The sequence below is a fragment of the Actinopolyspora lacussalsi genome, assembly GCA_030803735.1.
Lineage (GTDB): Bacteria > Actinomycetota > Actinomycetes > Mycobacteriales > Pseudonocardiaceae > Actinopolyspora > Actinopolyspora lacussalsi.
The window spans coordinates 1,952,316-1,968,065 of the sequence record JAURUC010000001.1 but is presented as its reverse complement, the minus strand read 5'-3'; the positions used below and the strand labels follow the sequence as shown (position 1 = coordinate 1,968,065).

The 15,750-nt window shown below is 67.0% G+C and carries 13 protein-coding genes; 9 read left to right on the top strand and 4 right to left on the bottom strand.

Annotation, left to right across the window (positions count from 1 at the left end; translation table 11 throughout):
• The first annotated feature begins 31 nt into the window (after positions 1-31).
• Positions 32-1,417: an FAD-binding oxidoreductase gene (locus tag J2S53_RS08620; RefSeq protein ID WP_456240558.1), complete on the top strand. Its 1,386-nt coding sequence runs from the start codon at positions 32-34 to the stop codon at positions 1,415-1,417.
• Between the two features lie 75 nt (positions 1,418-1,492).
• Positions 1,493-2,725 (top strand): class I SAM-dependent methyltransferase, encoded by a 1,233-nt coding sequence (locus J2S53_RS08615; RefSeq protein WP_456240557.1) that lies wholly within the window; start codon positions 1,493-1,495, stop codon positions 2,723-2,725.
• Positions 2,726-3,098: 373 nt separating this feature from the next.
• Here J2S53_RS08615 and J2S53_RS08610 read toward each other — a convergent pair whose 3' ends face one another.
• Positions 3,099-4,541 (bottom strand): lipase maturation factor family protein, encoded by a 1,443-nt coding sequence (locus tag J2S53_RS08610; RefSeq protein ID WP_456240556.1) that lies wholly within the window; start codon positions 4,539-4,541, stop codon positions 3,099-3,101.
• Between the two features lie 149 nt (positions 4,542-4,690).
• Positions 4,691-6,037, bottom strand: a complete 1,347-nt coding sequence (locus J2S53_RS08605) for an FAD-dependent oxidoreductase (RefSeq protein WP_456240555.1) — start codon at positions 6,035-6,037, stop codon at positions 4,691-4,693.
• A 409-nt stretch (positions 6,038-6,446) separates the two neighbouring features.
• Between J2S53_RS08605 and J2S53_RS08600 the strand changes: the two genes are divergently transcribed.
• From J2S53_RS08600 to J2S53_RS08585, 4 genes are all read left to right on the top strand, one after another.
• Complete coding sequence (locus tag J2S53_RS08600) at positions 6,447-7,253, top strand: SAM-dependent methyltransferase (RefSeq protein WP_456240554.1); 807 nt, start codon at positions 6,447-6,449, stop codon at positions 7,251-7,253.
• Positions 7,254-7,257: 4 nt separating this feature from the next.
• Positions 7,258-9,447 carry a putative bifunctional diguanylate cyclase/phosphodiesterase gene (locus J2S53_RS08595; RefSeq protein ID WP_456240553.1) on the top strand — a complete coding sequence of 730 codons (2,190 nt, stop codon included), beginning with the start codon at positions 7,258-7,260 and terminating at the stop codon, positions 9,445-9,447.
• A 204-nt stretch (positions 9,448-9,651) separates the two neighbouring features.
• Positions 9,652-11,715: a threonine--tRNA ligase gene (gene thrS, locus J2S53_RS08590; RefSeq protein ID WP_456240552.1), complete on the top strand. Its 2,064-nt coding sequence runs from the start codon at positions 9,652-9,654 to the stop codon at positions 11,713-11,715.
• A gap of 122 nt (positions 11,716-11,837) precedes the next feature.
• Positions 11,838-12,362 carry an HIT domain-containing protein gene (locus J2S53_RS08585; protein WP_207227656.1) on the top strand — a complete coding sequence of 175 codons (525 nt, stop codon included), beginning with the start codon at positions 11,838-11,840 and terminating at the stop codon, positions 12,360-12,362.
• Positions 12,363-12,481: 119 nt separating this feature from the next.
• On the opposite strand, the gene J2S53_RS08580 is transcribed toward J2S53_RS08585, so the two are convergent.
• Entirely contained in the window at positions 12,482-13,021 is a 540-nt protein-coding gene (locus J2S53_RS08580; protein WP_456240551.1) for a YceI family protein, read from the bottom strand.
• A 196-nt stretch (positions 13,022-13,217) separates the two neighbouring features.
• Here J2S53_RS08580 and pgsA point away from each other — a divergent pair, with 196 nt between their 5' ends.
• Positions 13,218-13,820 carry a phosphatidylinositol phosphate synthase gene (gene pgsA, locus J2S53_RS08575; protein ID WP_456240550.1) on the top strand — a complete coding sequence of 201 codons (603 nt, stop codon included), beginning with the start codon at positions 13,218-13,220 and terminating at the stop codon, positions 13,818-13,820.
• 317 nt (positions 13,821-14,137) lie between these two features.
• Here pgsA and J2S53_RS08570 read toward each other — a convergent pair whose 3' ends face one another.
• The gene (locus J2S53_RS08570) at positions 14,138-14,458 is read right to left on the bottom strand and encodes a hypothetical protein (RefSeq protein ID WP_456240549.1); all 321 of its coding nucleotides are present in this window, start codon (positions 14,456-14,458) and stop codon (positions 14,138-14,140) included.
• Between the two features lie 139 nt (positions 14,459-14,597).
• On the opposite strand from J2S53_RS08570, the gene J2S53_RS08565 reads away from it, so the two are divergent.
• Together J2S53_RS08565 and J2S53_RS08560 are read left to right on the top strand one after the other, a co-directional pair.
• Complete coding sequence (locus J2S53_RS08565) at positions 14,598-15,473, top strand: helix-turn-helix domain-containing protein (RefSeq protein ID WP_456240548.1); 876 nt, start codon at positions 14,598-14,600, stop codon at positions 15,471-15,473.
• Positions 15,473-15,685: a DUF397 domain-containing protein gene (locus tag J2S53_RS08560; protein WP_456240547.1), complete on the top strand. Its 213-nt coding sequence runs from the start codon at positions 15,473-15,475 to the stop codon at positions 15,683-15,685. Before J2S53_RS08565 ends, J2S53_RS08560 begins: the two co-directional genes overlap by 1 nt.
• Positions 15,686-15,750: the final 65 nt, after the last annotated feature.

Genomic DNA, 15,750 nt, shown 5'->3' with positions numbered 1-15,750 from the left:
GCATCGGCGGTGCGGCTTAGAGTCGTAGATCATGGAGAGCGATCCGCCCGCCGCACCCGATCGTGTCGAACACTCCGACGAAGTCGCCGCGCTGGCCGCGCGCTACGGCCGTATCCCCGCGTCCGAACGGGTTCGACTGGCCAAGTCCACCTCGAATCTGTTCCGGTTCCGCGCGCCGGTCAGCGGCGGCGGGCTCGACGTCACCGGCCTGGACAGGGTACTTCGGGTGGATCCGCGACGGCGGGTCGCCGACGTCCAGGGCATGACCACCTTCGAGGACCTGGTCGCCGCTACGCTGCCGTACGGGCTGATGCCGCTGGTCGTGCCACAGCTGAAGACGATCACCATCGGCGGTGCCGTGGCGGGTCTGGGGATCGAGGCTTCGTCGTTCCGCAACGGGCTGCCACACGAATCCGTGCTGGAGATGGAGGTCCTCACCGGTGACGGCAGCGTCGTGCTGGCGCGGCCCGACAACGAGCACGCCGAGCTGTTCCGCGGCTTCCCGAACTCCTACGGCTCGCTCGGCTACGCGCTGCGGTTGCTGATCGAACTCCAGCCGGTGCGGGACTACGTGCGGCTGCGGCACGTACCGTTCGACTCCACAGCGGCCTGCGCCGAGGCGATCGAGCGCATCGGCCGTTCGGGGAACTGGAACGAGCAGCGGGTGGACTTTCTGGACGGCACCGTGTTCGGCGCGAACGAGCTCTACCTGACGCTGGGCACCTTCACCTCGCGAGCGCCCTACACCAGCGACTACACCGGTAACCGGATCTACTACCGCTCGATTCGCGGCCGCGAGGTGGACCACCTGCGTACGCACGACTACCTGTGGCGCTGGGACACCGACTGGTTCTGGTGTTCCCGCGCTTTCGGCGCGCAACACCCCGCGATCCGCCCGTTCTGGCCCCGCCGGTTGCTGCGGTCGGACGTCTACCGCAGGCTCGTTTCCCTCGACCAGCGTTACGGACTGTCCGAACGGTTCTACCGGCTCCGCGGCCGCCCCAGCCGCGAACCGGTGATCCAGGACGTCGAGATCCCGCTCGACCGGTTGGCAGAGTTCCTGGAGTTCTTCCACCGCGAGATCGGCATCAGTCCGGTGTGGCTGTGTCCGGTGCGGCTGCGCGACGACCAGGGCTGGCCGCTCTACCCCATGGACCCGGCGACGCTGTACGTCAACGTCGGGTTCTGGGCCACCGTGCCGCTGGGGGAGGGGCAACCCGTCGGCACGCACAACCGGGCCATCGAGACCAAGGTGAGCGAGCTCGACGGGCACAAGTCGCTGTACTCGACCGCGTACTACGAGCCCGAGGAGTTCTGGCGCCGTTACGACGGAGCCACGTACCAAGGGTTGAAGCAGCGCTACGACCAAGCGGGCAAGCTGCCCGATCTCTACGACAAGTGTGTGCTGGGTACCTGAGCACACTCGGTCGCTACCACGACTTCCGGCCCGAGTCCCGGTAGTCGCTGTCAGGTCGATATGGAGGGTTCGACAATGGCATTGGCAGCCGTGTTCGCACGTCTGTTCGGTGAGGATCCGCCCATCGAGTTCCGCGGCTACGACGGTAGTCGCAGCGGGCCTGCCGGTTGCTCATCGGCCGTAGTGCTCAATTCTCCGCTGGCACTGGCACACCTTGCCGCGGCCCCAGGGGAACTGGGGCTGGCGCGGGCCTACATCAACGGTCACATCGAAGTGCGGGGTGACATGTACACCGCGCTGGCGGCGTTTCCGTCCGTGGTGATGTCCGATGCTTCCCGGAAGCTGCGTGCCGAGCTGGCGGTGAGGCTCGCGGGGTACCGCTTCTGGTGGCCCGTTCAACCTCCGCCGCAGGAGAACCGGGCGAAGAACGGCAGAAGACACTCCAAGCGCAGGGACAGCGAAAGCGTCTCGTACCACTACGACGTGTCCAATCTGTTCTACGAGTGGGTGCTCGGGCCCTCGATGACCTACACCTGCGCGGTGTTCGAGCGAAGCGACGCGACCCTGGAACAGGCGCAGTACGCCAAGCACGATCTCGTCGCCCGCAAGCTCGGGCTCGAACCGGGCATGCGGCTGCTGGACATCGGCGCGGGCTGGGGCGGCATGGTGCTGCACGCCGCCGAGCACTACGGGGTGCGCGCCATCGGGGTCACGCTCTCGCGGTCACAGGCCGAGTGGGCGCAACGGGTCATCGCCGACCGGGGACTGGGTGAGCTGGCCGAGGTCCGCTACCAGGACTACCGAGACGTGCCGGAATCCGGCTTCGACGCGGTGAGCTCGATCGGGCTCACCGAACACATCGGGCGGGAGCGGCTGCCGGAGTACTTCAGCTTTCTGCGGGAGAAACTGCGCCCCGGTGCGCGACTGCTCAACCACTGCATCACGCGTCCCGATGGTTCCTACCCGGCAAATGCGGGCAAGTTCATCAGCCGCTACGTCTTCCCCGACGGCGAGCTGGAGCCGCCGGGCGAGCTCGTTTCCCGGATGCACGACAACGGCCTGGAAGTCCGGCACGAGGAGAACCTGCGTGAGCACTACGCGCTGACGCTGGCGCGTTGGTGCGAGAACCTCGAGCGCAACTGGCACAAGGCCGTGGCCGAGGTGGGGCACGCCCGCGCCCGCGTGTGGCGGCTGTACATGGCTGCGTCCCGGCTGGCCTTCGAGAGCAATCATATCCAGCTGCACCAGATGCTGGGAGTGCGTTCGGAGGGCGGGACCAGCTCCATGCCGCTGCGTCCGGACTGGTGAGTCGCCGCCGCTCCCGTGCCGATCGAAACTCGCTCGTGATGTCCTCGACGAGGAGGATCGAACCGCCTTCGAGTGAGAGTTTCGGGGCGCGTTGTGAGAAGTCGCCCGGGACTTCGACACCTCGCACCTCGACGACGTCCTCATCCGGTGGTGGGGGCGGGCCGTCGATGCGGCACAGCCGACCAGCCACGAGGAACGGGACGCCGTCGAACGGCCGAACGCGGTGATTTCTCGAAAGATCAGCGGATACGCCCCGAAGTCGGATCGTTGGATGACAACGAGCGCCAACGGGATGATCCTGATTACGTTCGTTCTCGGTGAGAACGTGCTTCAGGTAAACATACTACGAGTGCAGGATCTCTGAACGCTTCGATCAGTCGTTCGGTGAAACGTCGTCCAGCGATACCGCGGGGATCAGTTCGGAAACCGGGGTACGCACCCACCAGACGCCGGACTCGCGCTTCTCGGCGGCGGTGCTGAACCGGTAGCGGAACAGTCGGGCGCGAACGTAGCGCGGGGCGGTCTCCCGGAACGGGTTGTGCCGCAGCAGCGAGAGGATCCGACGTTCGTCGCGCAGCATCGCCACCAGCAGCCGTTCCAGCCATCCTCTCCCGTAGGACGGCGAGATCGCCACGAACCACATCAGCCAGTCCAGCCGCAGGTGATACGGCGCCACCTGCGGCGAACGCTTCGTCACGTCCCCCGGCTTGCCCCGGAAGCCGTACTCCCGCCACTCGTCGTCCTCGCCGCGGCCCTCCAGTACCACCTCGAACCGAGCCCGGGTAACACTGCCGAAGGCGCCGTAGGTGTTGGCCAGGTGCAGCTTGTTGAAGCTGCGGTTCATCACCTGGCCGCGCCCGATCATGTTGCGGATCGGCCAGTAGCTGAGCACGGCGACCAGCACGGTCAGGGCCAGCACCGTCGCCCGATACCACATCGGACCGGCGGTTCCGAGTGCTGAACCCGGTGTGAGCGCGTCCACCGGTATCCAACCGAGCAGCGTGGTGTCCATCGCCGCGAACGCCAGCGTGATGGTGATCAGGTTCAGCCAGGCGAAGTTGCCGCTGAGCATCAGCCAGCCCTGCGTCACGATCATGATCAGCGCGGCGATCGTGGCCACCGGCTGCGGTAGCAACAGCCCGAACGGCACCACCAGCTGGGTGAAGTGGTTGGCCAGCACCTCCACTTTGTGCAGCCCGCCGGGCAGCTGGTGGAAAACCCGGCTCAACGGGCCGGGCATCGGCTGTGTCTCGTGATGGTGGTGCAGCGCGCTCAGGTCGCGCCAGGCCGGGTCACCCCGCATTTTGATCAGACCGGCACCGAACTCGACCCGGAACAGCAACCAGCACAGCAACCAGATCACCAACACGGGTGGTTCGGTGTGGGGCGGTCCGAGGAACACCGCGAGAAAACCGGTTTCCAGCAGCAGCGATTCCCAGCCGAAGGCGTACCAGATCCGGCCGATGTTGACTATGGACAGATACAGCGCCCACAGCACGAACCACACCGCCATCGAGCCCCAGAGCGGGAGCGGGTCGGCCAGCCCGCAGAACGCGGCCACGCTCAGCGACAGCCCGAACCAGCCGCAGCACAGCACGAACCGATCGGAGTAGTGCAGGTGGAACAGGCTGGGTGCGCGACGGAATCCCACGTGGCGCAGGAACCGCGGGGTCGGGGTCAGCCCCCGTGAGCCGAGCAGGGCGGGAAACTGGTTGATCACGCACAGGAAGCCCATGGCGTAGCACAGCGCGAGCAACCGCCGCACCACGAATCGCGCCGGGCCGTACTCCGGTGCCCAGAACCAGTCCCACCCCATCGCCGCTCCGCTCCACGGTCCGACCGGCCCGCGCACGTGTGGGCACGGCGCGCGCGTACCTTCCGGTCGGACCGTAGGAGCGTTACCGACTCCGGTCGAGCTCCCGGCGCACGGTGGCGCGCCGTGTCACCGCGTCAGGTGGTGCGCCGTCAGCTGTCGCCGTCGCGGCTGACACGCACCATCTCGTCGCGTTCGACGACCTTCATCCGCTCCCGACCCCGTTGTTCTCCGAGGGCGCGTTCGTGCTCGTCCAGCAGGTTCCAGCCCTGCCAGGTCGTGTAGGCGACCCCGCGCTCCGACAGCATGCGCGGGACGGCCTCCCCGTCGTGGCCCGCACCCTCGGTGACGTCGGCCAGCATGTTGTTCACGGTTTCCAGCGCGTCACCCTTGGTGTGCCCGATGAGTCCCACCGGGCCGCGCTTGATCCAGCCGGTCGTGTAGACGCCGGGAATGTGCTCCCCGTCCATGTCCAGTACCCGGCCCCCGTCGTGCGGGATGGTGCCGGAGCGGTTGTCGAAGGGGACGTCGGGCAGCGCGGAGCTGAGGTAGCCGACCGCGCGGTAGACCGACTGCACCTCGACGGTCTCGAACTCGCCGGTACCGTTCACCGAGCCGTTGCCGTCCAGTTCCATGATCTCGGTGCGCAGTCCCTCAACCCGGTCTGTCCCGAGTACCTCGACCGGCCGCCGGAGGAAGTGGAAGTGCAACCGCCGCCGGGTGTCGCCCTTCGGATCCCGCAGCGCCCAGTCCTGCAGCGTTTTGACCACGGACTTGACCTGGTTGTTGGTCCTGATGGCCTCTTCGCTGGCCTCGTCGAGCTCGAATCCCTCGGGATGCACGATCAGTTCCATCTCCGACTGGTGGTCGAGCTCGCGCAGTTCCAGTGGAGTGAACTTGGTCTGGGCGGGACCGCGCCGTGCGAACAGGTGCACGTCGGTCACCGAGGAGTCGCGCAGCGCCCGGTACACGTTGTCCGGGATCTCCGTGCTCAGCAGGTCGTCCGCCTGCTTGGCGAGCACGCGCGCGATGTCCAGGGCCACGTTGCCCGCGCCGAGCACGGCCACCCCGCTCGCGTCGAGGTTCCAGTCGCGGGGTGCTTCCGGGTGCCCGTCGTAGAACGAGATGAACTCGGAAGCGCCGTGGCTGTGCGGCAGGTCGATCCCCGGGATGTCGAGTTCCCTGTCGTCGGCGGCTCCGGTGGAGAACACGACGGTGTCGTAGTGCTGCCGCAGATCAGCCAGCTTGCAGTCCACGCCGTACTCCACGTTGCCGAAGAACCTGATCTCCGGTTTGTCCATCACCTTCTGCAGGGCGCTGACGATGCCCTTGATGCGGGGATGGTCGGGTGCGACTCCGTACCTGACCAGTCCGTACGGTGCGGGCATTCTGTCGAACAGGTCGATCTCGACCGGTGTCTCCGACTTGGTCAGGATGTCCGAGGCGTACACGCCGGCGGGGCCGGCTCCGATCACTGCTACTCGAAGCGGATGGCTCACGGCGGTCCTCCTGGGCGCGGTGCCCTCGCGTTGCTGACTGAGGTCGGTTCGTGGGCGGGGCCTGTACAGCGTTCGTTCCGACCCGCCGAGAACCTCGGCTCGCGGTCGGCCGCCCGGCGAATACGACCCTCCCCAAACAGCTTAGGCATACCTAAACGCCTGGCCCGCGATGTGGACGGGTGACGCTGGTTACACCCCCGATCGGAGTAGTGGCGTATCGATTGAGTGCCCAGTACCGACCGTGAGTGATCAGGCGCGACGGGTGAGGATAGGATTCGTGTTGATCTCTCGGTGGTGCTTCCGGTGAAGCCGGGGCGGGGTGGGCGCACCGTGGACCGAACGGACCAATCACGAACGGGCCGAGGTATCGGGGGGGTGCCATTGGTGGCCCACGACCAAAGGAGCTTCCATGACCGACCCGAGTCGGTTGCCCTCGGACGTGGATCTCGAGACAGCCAGTGCCGCGCGGTGCTACGACTATTATCTGGGCGGCTCGCACAACTTCGAAGTGGATCGCGAACTGGCCCGGAAAGTCGAGTCCCGCGTCCCGCACGTCAAACCGCTGGCGCAGGACAACAGGGCCTTTCTGCGCAGGGCCGTTCGGTACTGCCTGCGGCAGGGGATCAGGCAGTTCCTCGACATCGGCTCCGGCATCCCCACCGTCGGCAACGTGCACGAGATCGCCCAGGACCTCGACCCGGAGGCCCGCGTGCTCTACGTCGACAACGAGCCGGTGGCCGTGGCACACAGTCGCACGATCCTTGAGGGCAACGACCGTGCCGACGTGGTCCAGGCCGACCTGGCCGAGATCGACGGGATCCTCGGGTCGGAACAGGCCGCGCGGCTGTTGGATCCGGAACAGCCGATAGCCGTGATGATGGTCGCCCTGTTCCACTTCGTGCCCGACTCGGCGCGTCCGGCCGAGATTCTCCGGAGTTACCACGAGTGGATGGCTCCGGGCAGTTTCCTCGGTTTCTCGCACGTCACCAGTGACCACTATCCCGAATTACTGCAGAGCATCATCGATCTCTACGCCGGCAGCAGCAATCCGGTCACTTCGCGGAGCCACGACGAAATCCGTGAGCTGCTGGCGGACTTCGAACTGGTGGACCCGGGCCTGGTCTACGTGCCGGAGTGGCGCCCGGACACCGAGGAGGACCGTTGGCAGGACCCGGCGCGCTCGCTGGTCTACGGCGGGCTCGGACACAAGGTGTAGCCCGATGAACGACACTTCTTCGGAAGCGCGTGGTTCCGATCCCGAGGAATCCGCGGCCGTGCCCGAACGGGACTCTCGGGTGGCCGAGTTCGCCCGCGGGTGGGCACGCGTGGTGCTCGGCACGAGTTACGTGCCGATGGGGCGCCCCGAACTGTGGGACTTCCTGGAAGAGCGCACCGAACGATTGCTGCGAACGCTGGCAGCGGATTCGTTCGACGCCGGCAGCGTGAACGAGCTGGCCGCCGATCTGGTCCGGGTTCACCTCGTCGATCCCCTCGCACTGCGTCGCACGCTCGAACTGCTCGGCTCGCGGTTGCCGGGGTTGGCTCGAGAACTGGGACTCGTGCACGGCGACACCGCCGAGCGGCTGAACGAACTGTTGGCTTCGTTCGGTGAGGGGTTCGCCGCCGCCGCCAAGCGGCGTGTGCTAGCCGATCAGGATCTCGTGCAGCGGGCCGTGCGTGACGCGCGGGACGGTGCCGAGGAAGCGCTGCGGGCCAGCGAGGCACGTTTCCGGGCCGTGTTCGACTCCTCCGCGCTGGGGATCGCCATCGTGGGGCTGGACGGTCTGATACAGGATGTCAACGACTCGATGGGAGTGATCTTCCGCACCACCGGCTCGGAGCTGCTCGGGAGGGACGTCCTGGAGCTGTGCGACGCCGAGTACGGCGATGCCCTCCGCGAGAAGGAGGACGAACTCGTCGCCGAGGTGTCCGAGCAGTTCATGGTGGACGTCCGCTACACCGCCCCGGACGAGACGCTCGTGTGGACCCAGGTCTCCGGTGCGCTGGTAAGGGACGGGAACGGTGCGCCGGAGTACCAGGTGCTGCTCTACGCCGAGGTCACCGAGCGACACCTGCTCTACGAGCGGCTCACCCTGCAGGCGAGCACCGATCCGCTGACCGGGTTGGCCAACCGCACCCGCCTGGGCAACCGGATGGAGGAGGCGCTCTCCCCCGTTCCCACGGGTCGGCGGGTGGGGATCTGCTACTTCGACCTGGACGGCTTCAAGACGATCAACGACAGCCTCGGCCATCCGATCGGCGACGAGCTGCTGCTCGCCGTGGCGCGGCGGATGGAGGCCGTCGCCGAGCGGTGGGGTGCGCTCGCCGCCCGGATGGGCGGTGACGAGTTCGTGCTGCTCGTGCCGGACACAGCGGGTCCGCCGGACATGGTGCCGCTGGTCGAGCGGACGCTGGAGGAGGTCCGTAGGCCCGTGCGGATCGGCAACCACGAGTTGAAGGCCTCCGCCAGTGCCGGGGTGGTGGAACAGCCGGTCGCGGGCACCGACGCCGAACGGCTGCTGCGCGAGGCCGACATCACGCTGTACCGCGCGAAGGAGGAGGGCAAGGCGCAGTGGGTGCTCTACGACGCGGAACGCAACAGCGCGGCGCGTCGCAGGTTCGAACTCTCGGCCACCATGCCCGCCGCGCTGGACAACAACGAGTTCTTCGTGGAGTACCACCCGGTGCGCAGTCTCGACGACGATCACGTCGTGGCCGTGCACGCCGAACCGCGCTGGGATCACCCCGATCTCGGCGAGCTCGCCCCGGAACGCTTCGTCGAGCTGGCCGAGAACACCGGGATGATCACTCGGTTGAGTGATTGGTTGTTGCGGCAGGTCTGTGACCACGCCCGTGGCTGGCTGCGCGGGTTGGGCGAGCGCGCTCCCGTCGTCGCCGTCGACCTGTCCGGCAGGTACTTCCGCGACCCCGACCTGGTGAACGATTTCCGGAGTATCCTCGCCGACAGCGGAGTCACCGCGGATCGGTTGCGGCTGGGAGTTCCGGAGGACGCGCTGTTCGACGAAGTCGGCGACCCCGTGGACACCGTCGACATCGTTCGCGAGTTCGGGGCGGGGCTGGCGGTCCGCGATTTCGGTACCCGCTACACCGACATACGCAGATTGCGGGAACTGCCGGTGACCTCGGTGCACATCGCGGGCGATTACCTCGCCCGGATCGCCGAGTGGCCGGAGTCCGACCCGTTGGACGAGCACCTGGCCGACAGCGTGATCAACGCGGCCCGGTTGCTGGGGATGTCGGTGGTGGCGGGTGGAGTGGACACCCGCGGGCAGGCCGAACGGCTGCGCGAGAAGGGGGTCCACGCCGTGCGGGGACGCCACGCGGGTGAACCGTTCTCCGCCGGTGAGGTGGAACAGGTCCTCGCCGACTCGTTGGAGGGGTCGGGGTGAAAGCGTCACCAGCGGTTGGCCGCCGGTCCGGTGCGGGGCCGAGCCGGCGTGGGGAGGCCCACGAGCCGGATGGCGGTGGCCGTGGAGCTGGCCGATAGCATCGACAGGAGGGTTTCCTCGGCCCGGCGGTGGGGTTTCCCGTGAACTCCGCCGGACCGGGTTGCCGACAAACGTTCGTTCGAGCAGCAAACCGTAGGAGTAACCGTGTCAGTCTCGCCGTCCCAAGCCCAGCAGGAATCCCGGGTGAAGGTACCGGCGGGCACTACGGCCGGCGACGCCGTCCAGCAGGCGGGGTTGCCTTCCAAGGGCCCCGAGGCGGTCGTCGTCGTGCGCGACGACGAGGGACGGCTGCGTGACCTGGCCTGGGTGCCCGAAACCGACACCGAGGTGGCGGCCGTGGCGGCCGACACCGAAGAGGGGCGCAGCGTCATCCGCCACTCCACCGCCCACGTGCTGGCGCAGGCCGTGCAGCAGCTGTTCCCGGAAGCCAAGTTGGGTGTCGGGCCGCCGGTCAAGGACGGTTTCTACTACGACTTCGACGTCGATCGGCCGTTCACCCCGGAGGACCTGCGGGCGCTGGAGAAGCGCATGAAGCAGCTCGTCAAGTCGGGGCAGAAGTTCCAGCGTCGCGAGTACACCTCGCTGGACGACGCGCGTGCCGAACTGGCCTCGGAGCCCTACAAGCTCGAACTCGTCGATCTCAAGTCCGGCTCCGACGAGGTCGACACCAGCGAGGTCATGGAGGTCGGCGACGGTGAGCTGACCGTCTACGACAACATCGACCGCCACGGGGAGACCGTGTGGGGCGACCTCTGCAGGGGGCCGCACGTGCCGCACACCCGTTTCCTGCCCGCCTTCAAGCTGACCCGGGTCGCGGCCGCCTACTGGCGCGGCGACCAGAGCAACCGGCAGCTGCAGCGGATCTACGGGACAGCCTGGGAGTCCAAGGAAGCGCTCGACGCGCACCTGGAGTGGTTGGCCGAGGCGGAACGCCGGGACCACCGCAGGATCGGGGCGGAACTGGACCTGTTCTCCTTCCCCGAGGAGGTCGGCTCCGGTCTGCCGGTGTTCCACCCCAAGGGCGGCATCATCCGTCGCGAGCTGGAGGACTACTCCCGGCGCAGGCACGAGCAGGCCGGGTACCAGTTCGTCAACTCGCCGCACATCACCAAGAGCGCGCTGTTCGAGACCTCCGGGCACCTCGGGTGGTACGCCGACGGCATGTTCCCCCCGATGCACCTCGACGAGGAGTACGACGAGAACGGGGAGCTGCGCAAACCCGGGCAGGACTACTACCTCAAGCCGATGAACTGTCCGTTCCACAACCTCATCTACCGCTCACGCGGGCGCTCCTACCGTGAGCTGCCGCTGCGGTTGTTCGAGTTCGGGTCGGTGTACCGCTACGAGAAGTCCGGGGTGGTGCACGGCCTCACCCGGGTGCGCGGCATGACCCAGGACGACGCGCACATCTACTGCAGCCCGGACCAGCTGCAGGACGAGCTGAAGTCGCTGCTCGGCTTCGTGCTGAACCTGCTGCGCGACTACGGCCTGGAAGACTTCTACCTGGAGCTGTCCACCCGCAACGAGGAGAAGTACTCGGGCACCGACGAGCAGTGGCAGCGTGCCACCGACTCGTTGCGGGAGGCCGCCGAGAGCTCGGGGCTGGAACTGGTTCCGGACCCGGGCGGCGCCGCCTTCTACGGCCCGAAGATCTCCGTGCAGGCCAAGGACGCGCTCGGCAGGAGCTGGCAGATGTCGACCATCCAGGTCGACTACGACCTGCCGGAACGGTTCGATCTGGAGTACACCGCCGCCGACGGTTCCAAGCAGCGCCCGATCAAGATCCACCGTGCGCTGTTCGGTTCCATCGAGCGCTTCTTCGGTGTGCTCACCGAGCACTACGCCGGAGCGTTCCCCGCCTGGCTGTCGCCGGTGCAGGCAGTGGGGATCCCCATCGCCGACGAGCACCTGCCGCACCTGGAGCGCGTCTTCGACGTGCTGCGCTCCAAGGGGCTGCGGGTCGAGATCGACAGCGGCGACGACCGGATGCAGAAGAAGATCCGCAACCACACCACCCAGAAGGTGCCGTTCATGGTGCTGGCGGGTGGTAAGGACGTCGAAGCCGACGCGGTGTCGTTCCGCTTCCGCGACGGGAGCCAGCTCAACGAGATACCGGTCGAGCAGGCCGCGGCGGCCCTGACCAACTGGGTGGAGCGTCGCGAGAACGCTTCGCCGAGCGCGGAGAACTTCGGAGCGGAGCTGGCGTGACACGACTGCCCCACAACGGCACCGACGACGAGCCGGAGGAGCCCGCGAGCGGTGCGGGAACCTCCGGCCTCGGGGAATCCACGGCGGGCGAACCGGGCCCGGAGACGAGCACGCAGCACGGCATCGGTGTCCCCGACGCGTTGCAGCGGTTGTGGACCCCGCACCGGTTGACCTACATCCAGGGCGAGAACAAGCCCACCGGGGAGAACAGCGACGGATGTCCGTTCTGCCACCTGCTCGGCGATGATCGTTCCGACGAGGACTCGCTGATCGTGGCGAGGGACGAGCTCGTGTTCGCGGTGCTGAACCTGTACCCGTACAACCCCGGACACCTGATGGTGCTGCCGTACCGGCACGTCGCCGACTACACCGAGCTCACGCCGGGGGAGACCGTGGCCGTAGCGGAGTTCACCCAACGCGCCATGCGGGTGATTCGCAGCGTTTCCGCGCCGCACGGGTTCAACATCGGGCTGAACCAGGGGCCGGTGGCCGGTGCCGGGATCGCCGCGCACCTGCATCAGCACGTCGTCCCGCGCTGGGGTGGCGACTCCAACTTCATGCCGGTGATCGGCCACACCCGGGTATTGCCCCAGTTGCTGGGCGACACCCGGGAGTTGCTCTCCGACGCCTGGCAGCGGGTGGAGTGAGTTCACGGGGCCGCGCGTTTCTCCGCGCGGCCCCGATGTTTCAGAAGCGGAAAGACCCACGCCCCGCGACGACACGGCGGGAGGGCATCGGCCGACTCCGCGAGCTCGGTTCCCCGGGGTCAGTTCCGCAGGGTGGCCTCGATCTCCAGCGTGATCTTGACCTTCTCGCCGAGCATGGCCCCGCCGTCGGGTCCGACCTTGAAGTCGGTGCGGTTCAGCGTGGTGCTCGCCGAGAGCCCCAGCAGCTTGCCGCCGTCGGGGGTGTCGGTGAAGCCGCCCGGCTCGGTTTCCAGCGACACCGGAACGGTGACCCCGTGGAGGGTGAAGTCACCGTCGATGATCCAGTCCTCGCCGTCCTGGCGGATGCCGGTGGACCGGAAGGTCGCGGTGGGGTAGTTGTCCGTGTCCAGGAAGTCCTCGTTGCGGACGTGGGCGTCCCGGTCGGCGTTGCCGGTGTTGATCGAGGTGGCGTCGATCGTGGCGGTCACGCTCGACTCCAGCGGGTCCGCCGCGGTCACGATCTGCCCCTCGAACTTGTCGAAACGCCCGCGCGAGCGACCCACCCCCATGTGTCGCAGGGTGAACTCGATGTCGGAGTGCACCGCGTCGATGTCCCAGGTGCCCACGGTGTAGCCGGGAATGGTAGCGGTTTCGGTCATGTCGGGACCTCCGGAGGGTGTCGGGGAAATTGTTTCCGAGCGAGACAACGCCTTCCCCGTTCGGGGCAATCCAGGTTGTGACGGAAATCATCCGGTGCGAGCTGTTGTCGCGTGGTGCGCTTCGGCCCGCTGATCTACGCCGGTTAAGCTGCGCTGTGCGGGTGACTGCCCGTACGGCGGCGGATGAAACGAAGCGATGTTGAACGTTTTCGCGCGACCCTCGGTTTCCAGGATCACCGACCCGGTCGGTGCATGGTTGGTACGACATCGTGTGTCACCCAATGTAGTGACAGTGGTGGGGACCGTGTGCAGCGTCGCCGCCGCCGTGACGCTGTTCCCGCGCGGCTGGCTGCTGACCGGAACCCTGGTCGTCACGGTTTTCCTGCTGTTCGATCTGCTCGACGGCGCGGTCGCCCGTGCCTCGGGGCACGGCGGTGACTTCGGGGCAGTGCTGGACGCCGGCTGCGACCGCATCGCCGACGGCGCCGTGTTCGGTTCGCTGCTGTGGTGGGCACTGGTAACTACCGGGAACGAGACGCGCGGCCTGGCGCTGCTGCTCTCGCTGGTGGCGGCCCAGGTCATCTCCTACGTCAAGGCCAGGGCGGAGGCCCAGGGGCTCTCCGCCACGGCCGGGGTGGCCGAGCGGGCCGAACGGCTGGTGGTGCTGTTGGTGGGGACGGGGCTGCACGGGATGGGGGTGCCGTACGTGCTCGACGTCGCGCTGTGGGCGCTGGCCGCGGCTTCGGTGTTCACCGTCGGTCAGCGGCTGGTCGGCGCTTACCGGTCGCGGGCGGGATAACTGTCCCGGCCTCGGAGCGGCGTCGATTTCTCGCGAGATCGTCGCGTCAGTACAGCAGTGCGGTGGCACGGCCCCAGCCTCCGTCGATTTCTCGCGAAATCGCCGGCCTGCGATGTTCCCGAGGCCGAACTCCAACCACCCTTGCGGGCCGCACTCCGACCACTCCCGCAGTCGGCACCGCTGCGGGTTCTCTGGTGCGGCTCTCGCGAGGAAGGCCCGACGTGGCGTAGGTGGCTACTCGATGTCGGGTCTCCCGGAGCGAGAGCCGTGCCAGAGGTTCCGCCGAGTAACCACTCACGCAACCCGGCCGGACGAGCTCAACCACCCGAGACGGGGACGAGTTCGGAGCATCCGGACCAGCAGAGGTAGTCCTCGATGACCTCGGTGTCGTCGGCGATCAAATCGTGGAAGGCGTTCTCGTCGGGTCTGTGGTGCTGGTCCAGCGGCATGATCGCGATCTGATACATCCCGAAGCGTTCCTCGGTGCGGTAGAGCACGGCCAGCGCCCACTCGCGCAACCGGGACAGGGCTTCAGCGTCGTCGACTGGATGCTCGGTGGGCTGGTGGTGCAGCAGCTCGGTGTAGGACCCGAGCGAGTCGGGGTTGACCACCCGGTACAGGGTCATGGTGTTACGCATGGTTACCTCTTCGACGGTGTTCGTGACAAGTGGTGCTGACTTGGTTGTCGAGTCAGCAATAGTCAGATTGACTTAGTCAATTTGACTTCACAATCGCTCGATCGGGTAAGCGGTTTTGCTGTCATTCGAAGAGGTGAGTATGAACAGTTCGGGGCCGGCGATCCCGGAGCCGATCAGCCCCACTGTCGGAAGACGGTGGTTGTCGCAGGAGGTCCGCAGACTTCGTGAGGAAGCAGGGCTGAAACAGTCCGATGTGGCAAAACGACTTCGTTGTAACGCGGCGAAGATCGCCCACATGGAGAGCATGCGCAACACGATCAGCGGCCCTGACCTGGAGGTGATGCTCACGCTCTTCGAGGTGCCCGACGAACGCGTCGCGTGGTATCTGCGGCTGGCCGAACTCGCCAAGGAGAAGGGTTGGTGGGACGCAAATCGCGCGGTGCCGGACTGGTTCTCGATCTACGTCGGCCTGGAGTGGGGCGCCGATCGGATCCGGGAGTGGGAGCTGGGATATCCGCCCGGCATCCTGCAGACCCGCTCCTACATCGAAGCCCTGGTGCGTGGTGAGGACGGGCCCTTCGAGGTCGGGATTCGCGAGCTGGTCGAGGCACGGCTGCGGCGGCAGGAGGCACTGTGGCGTTCCGAGGATCCACTGTGGATGCACGCGGTGATCGACGAGGCGGCGTTGCGGCGACAGGTGGGCGACACCGAGGTGATGCGTGAACAACTGCACTACCTGGCCGAGGCGGGCCAATGGGAGAATGTCACCGTCCAGGTAATGCCGTTCGCCGTGGGACCACATCGCGGTCATCTCGGCTCTTTTCAGTGGCTGGGATTTCCACGCGTTGGTGATCCCGGCGTGGTGTATCTGGAGAACCAGCGGGGTGGGATCTATCTGGAGGAGGTCGACGAGGTGGCCATGTTCAACGGGGTCTTCGAGTCGTTGGCCGAGCAGGCGTTGTCCCCGGCGGAGTCAGCCGATTTCCTCGCCGAACTCGTGAAGGAGTTGACATGATGCGTTACGACAGTGTGCCGAACGCGGCAGAGCTGACCGGTGTGTCCTGGCGGCGGAGCAGCCGCAGTGGTCCTAATGGAGGCTCGTGTGTGGAAGCCGCTTCCTTGTCGGGCGGTGAGGTCACCGCTGTGCGGGATTCCAAGTGTCCGCACGGCCCGGCGCTGTTGTTCGACCGTCGAGCTTGGGCTGCTTTCCTCGGTTCGCTGCGCTGAATCAGGTTGCGGGGGTGAGTCCGGGCGCTCATCTCCAAGAGCAACGACGAGACGGAAGAGCGAGT

What these genes read in the sequence shown, in the direction of transcription:
- J2S53_RS08580 (WP_456240551.1), bottom strand. Translation starts at nt 13,021, where the DNA reads ATGACCGAAACCGCTACCATTCCCGGCTACACCGTGGGCACCTGGGAC.
- J2S53_RS08565 (WP_456240548.1), top strand. Translation starts at nt 14,598, where the DNA reads ATGAACAGTTCGGGGCCGGCGATCCCGGAGCCGATCAGCCCCACTGTC.
- J2S53_RS08560 (WP_456240547.1), top strand. Translation starts at nt 15,473, where the DNA reads ATGCGTTACGACAGTGTGCCGAACGCGGCAGAGCTGACCGGTGTGTCC.
- J2S53_RS08615 (WP_456240557.1), top strand. Translation starts at nt 1,493, where the DNA reads ATGGCATTGGCAGCCGTGTTCGCACGTCTGTTCGGTGAGGATCCGCCC.
- J2S53_RS08610 (WP_456240556.1), bottom strand. Translation starts at nt 4,541, where the DNA reads ATGGGGTGGGACTGGTTCTGGGCACCGGAGTACGGCCCGGCGCGATTC.
- J2S53_RS08595 (WP_456240553.1), top strand. Translation starts at nt 7,258, where the DNA reads ATGAACGACACTTCTTCGGAAGCGCGTGGTTCCGATCCCGAGGAATCC.
- pgsA (WP_456240550.1), top strand. Translation starts at nt 13,218, where the DNA reads ATGTTGAACGTTTTCGCGCGACCCTCGGTTTCCAGGATCACCGACCCG.
- J2S53_RS08620 (WP_456240558.1), top strand. Translation starts at nt 32, where the DNA reads ATGGAGAGCGATCCGCCCGCCGCACCCGATCGTGTCGAACACTCCGAC.
- J2S53_RS08570 (WP_456240549.1), bottom strand. Translation starts at nt 14,458, where the DNA reads ATGCGTAACACCATGACCCTGTACCGGGTGGTCAACCCCGACTCGCTC.
- J2S53_RS08600 (WP_456240554.1), top strand. Translation starts at nt 6,447, where the DNA reads ATGACCGACCCGAGTCGGTTGCCCTCGGACGTGGATCTCGAGACAGCC.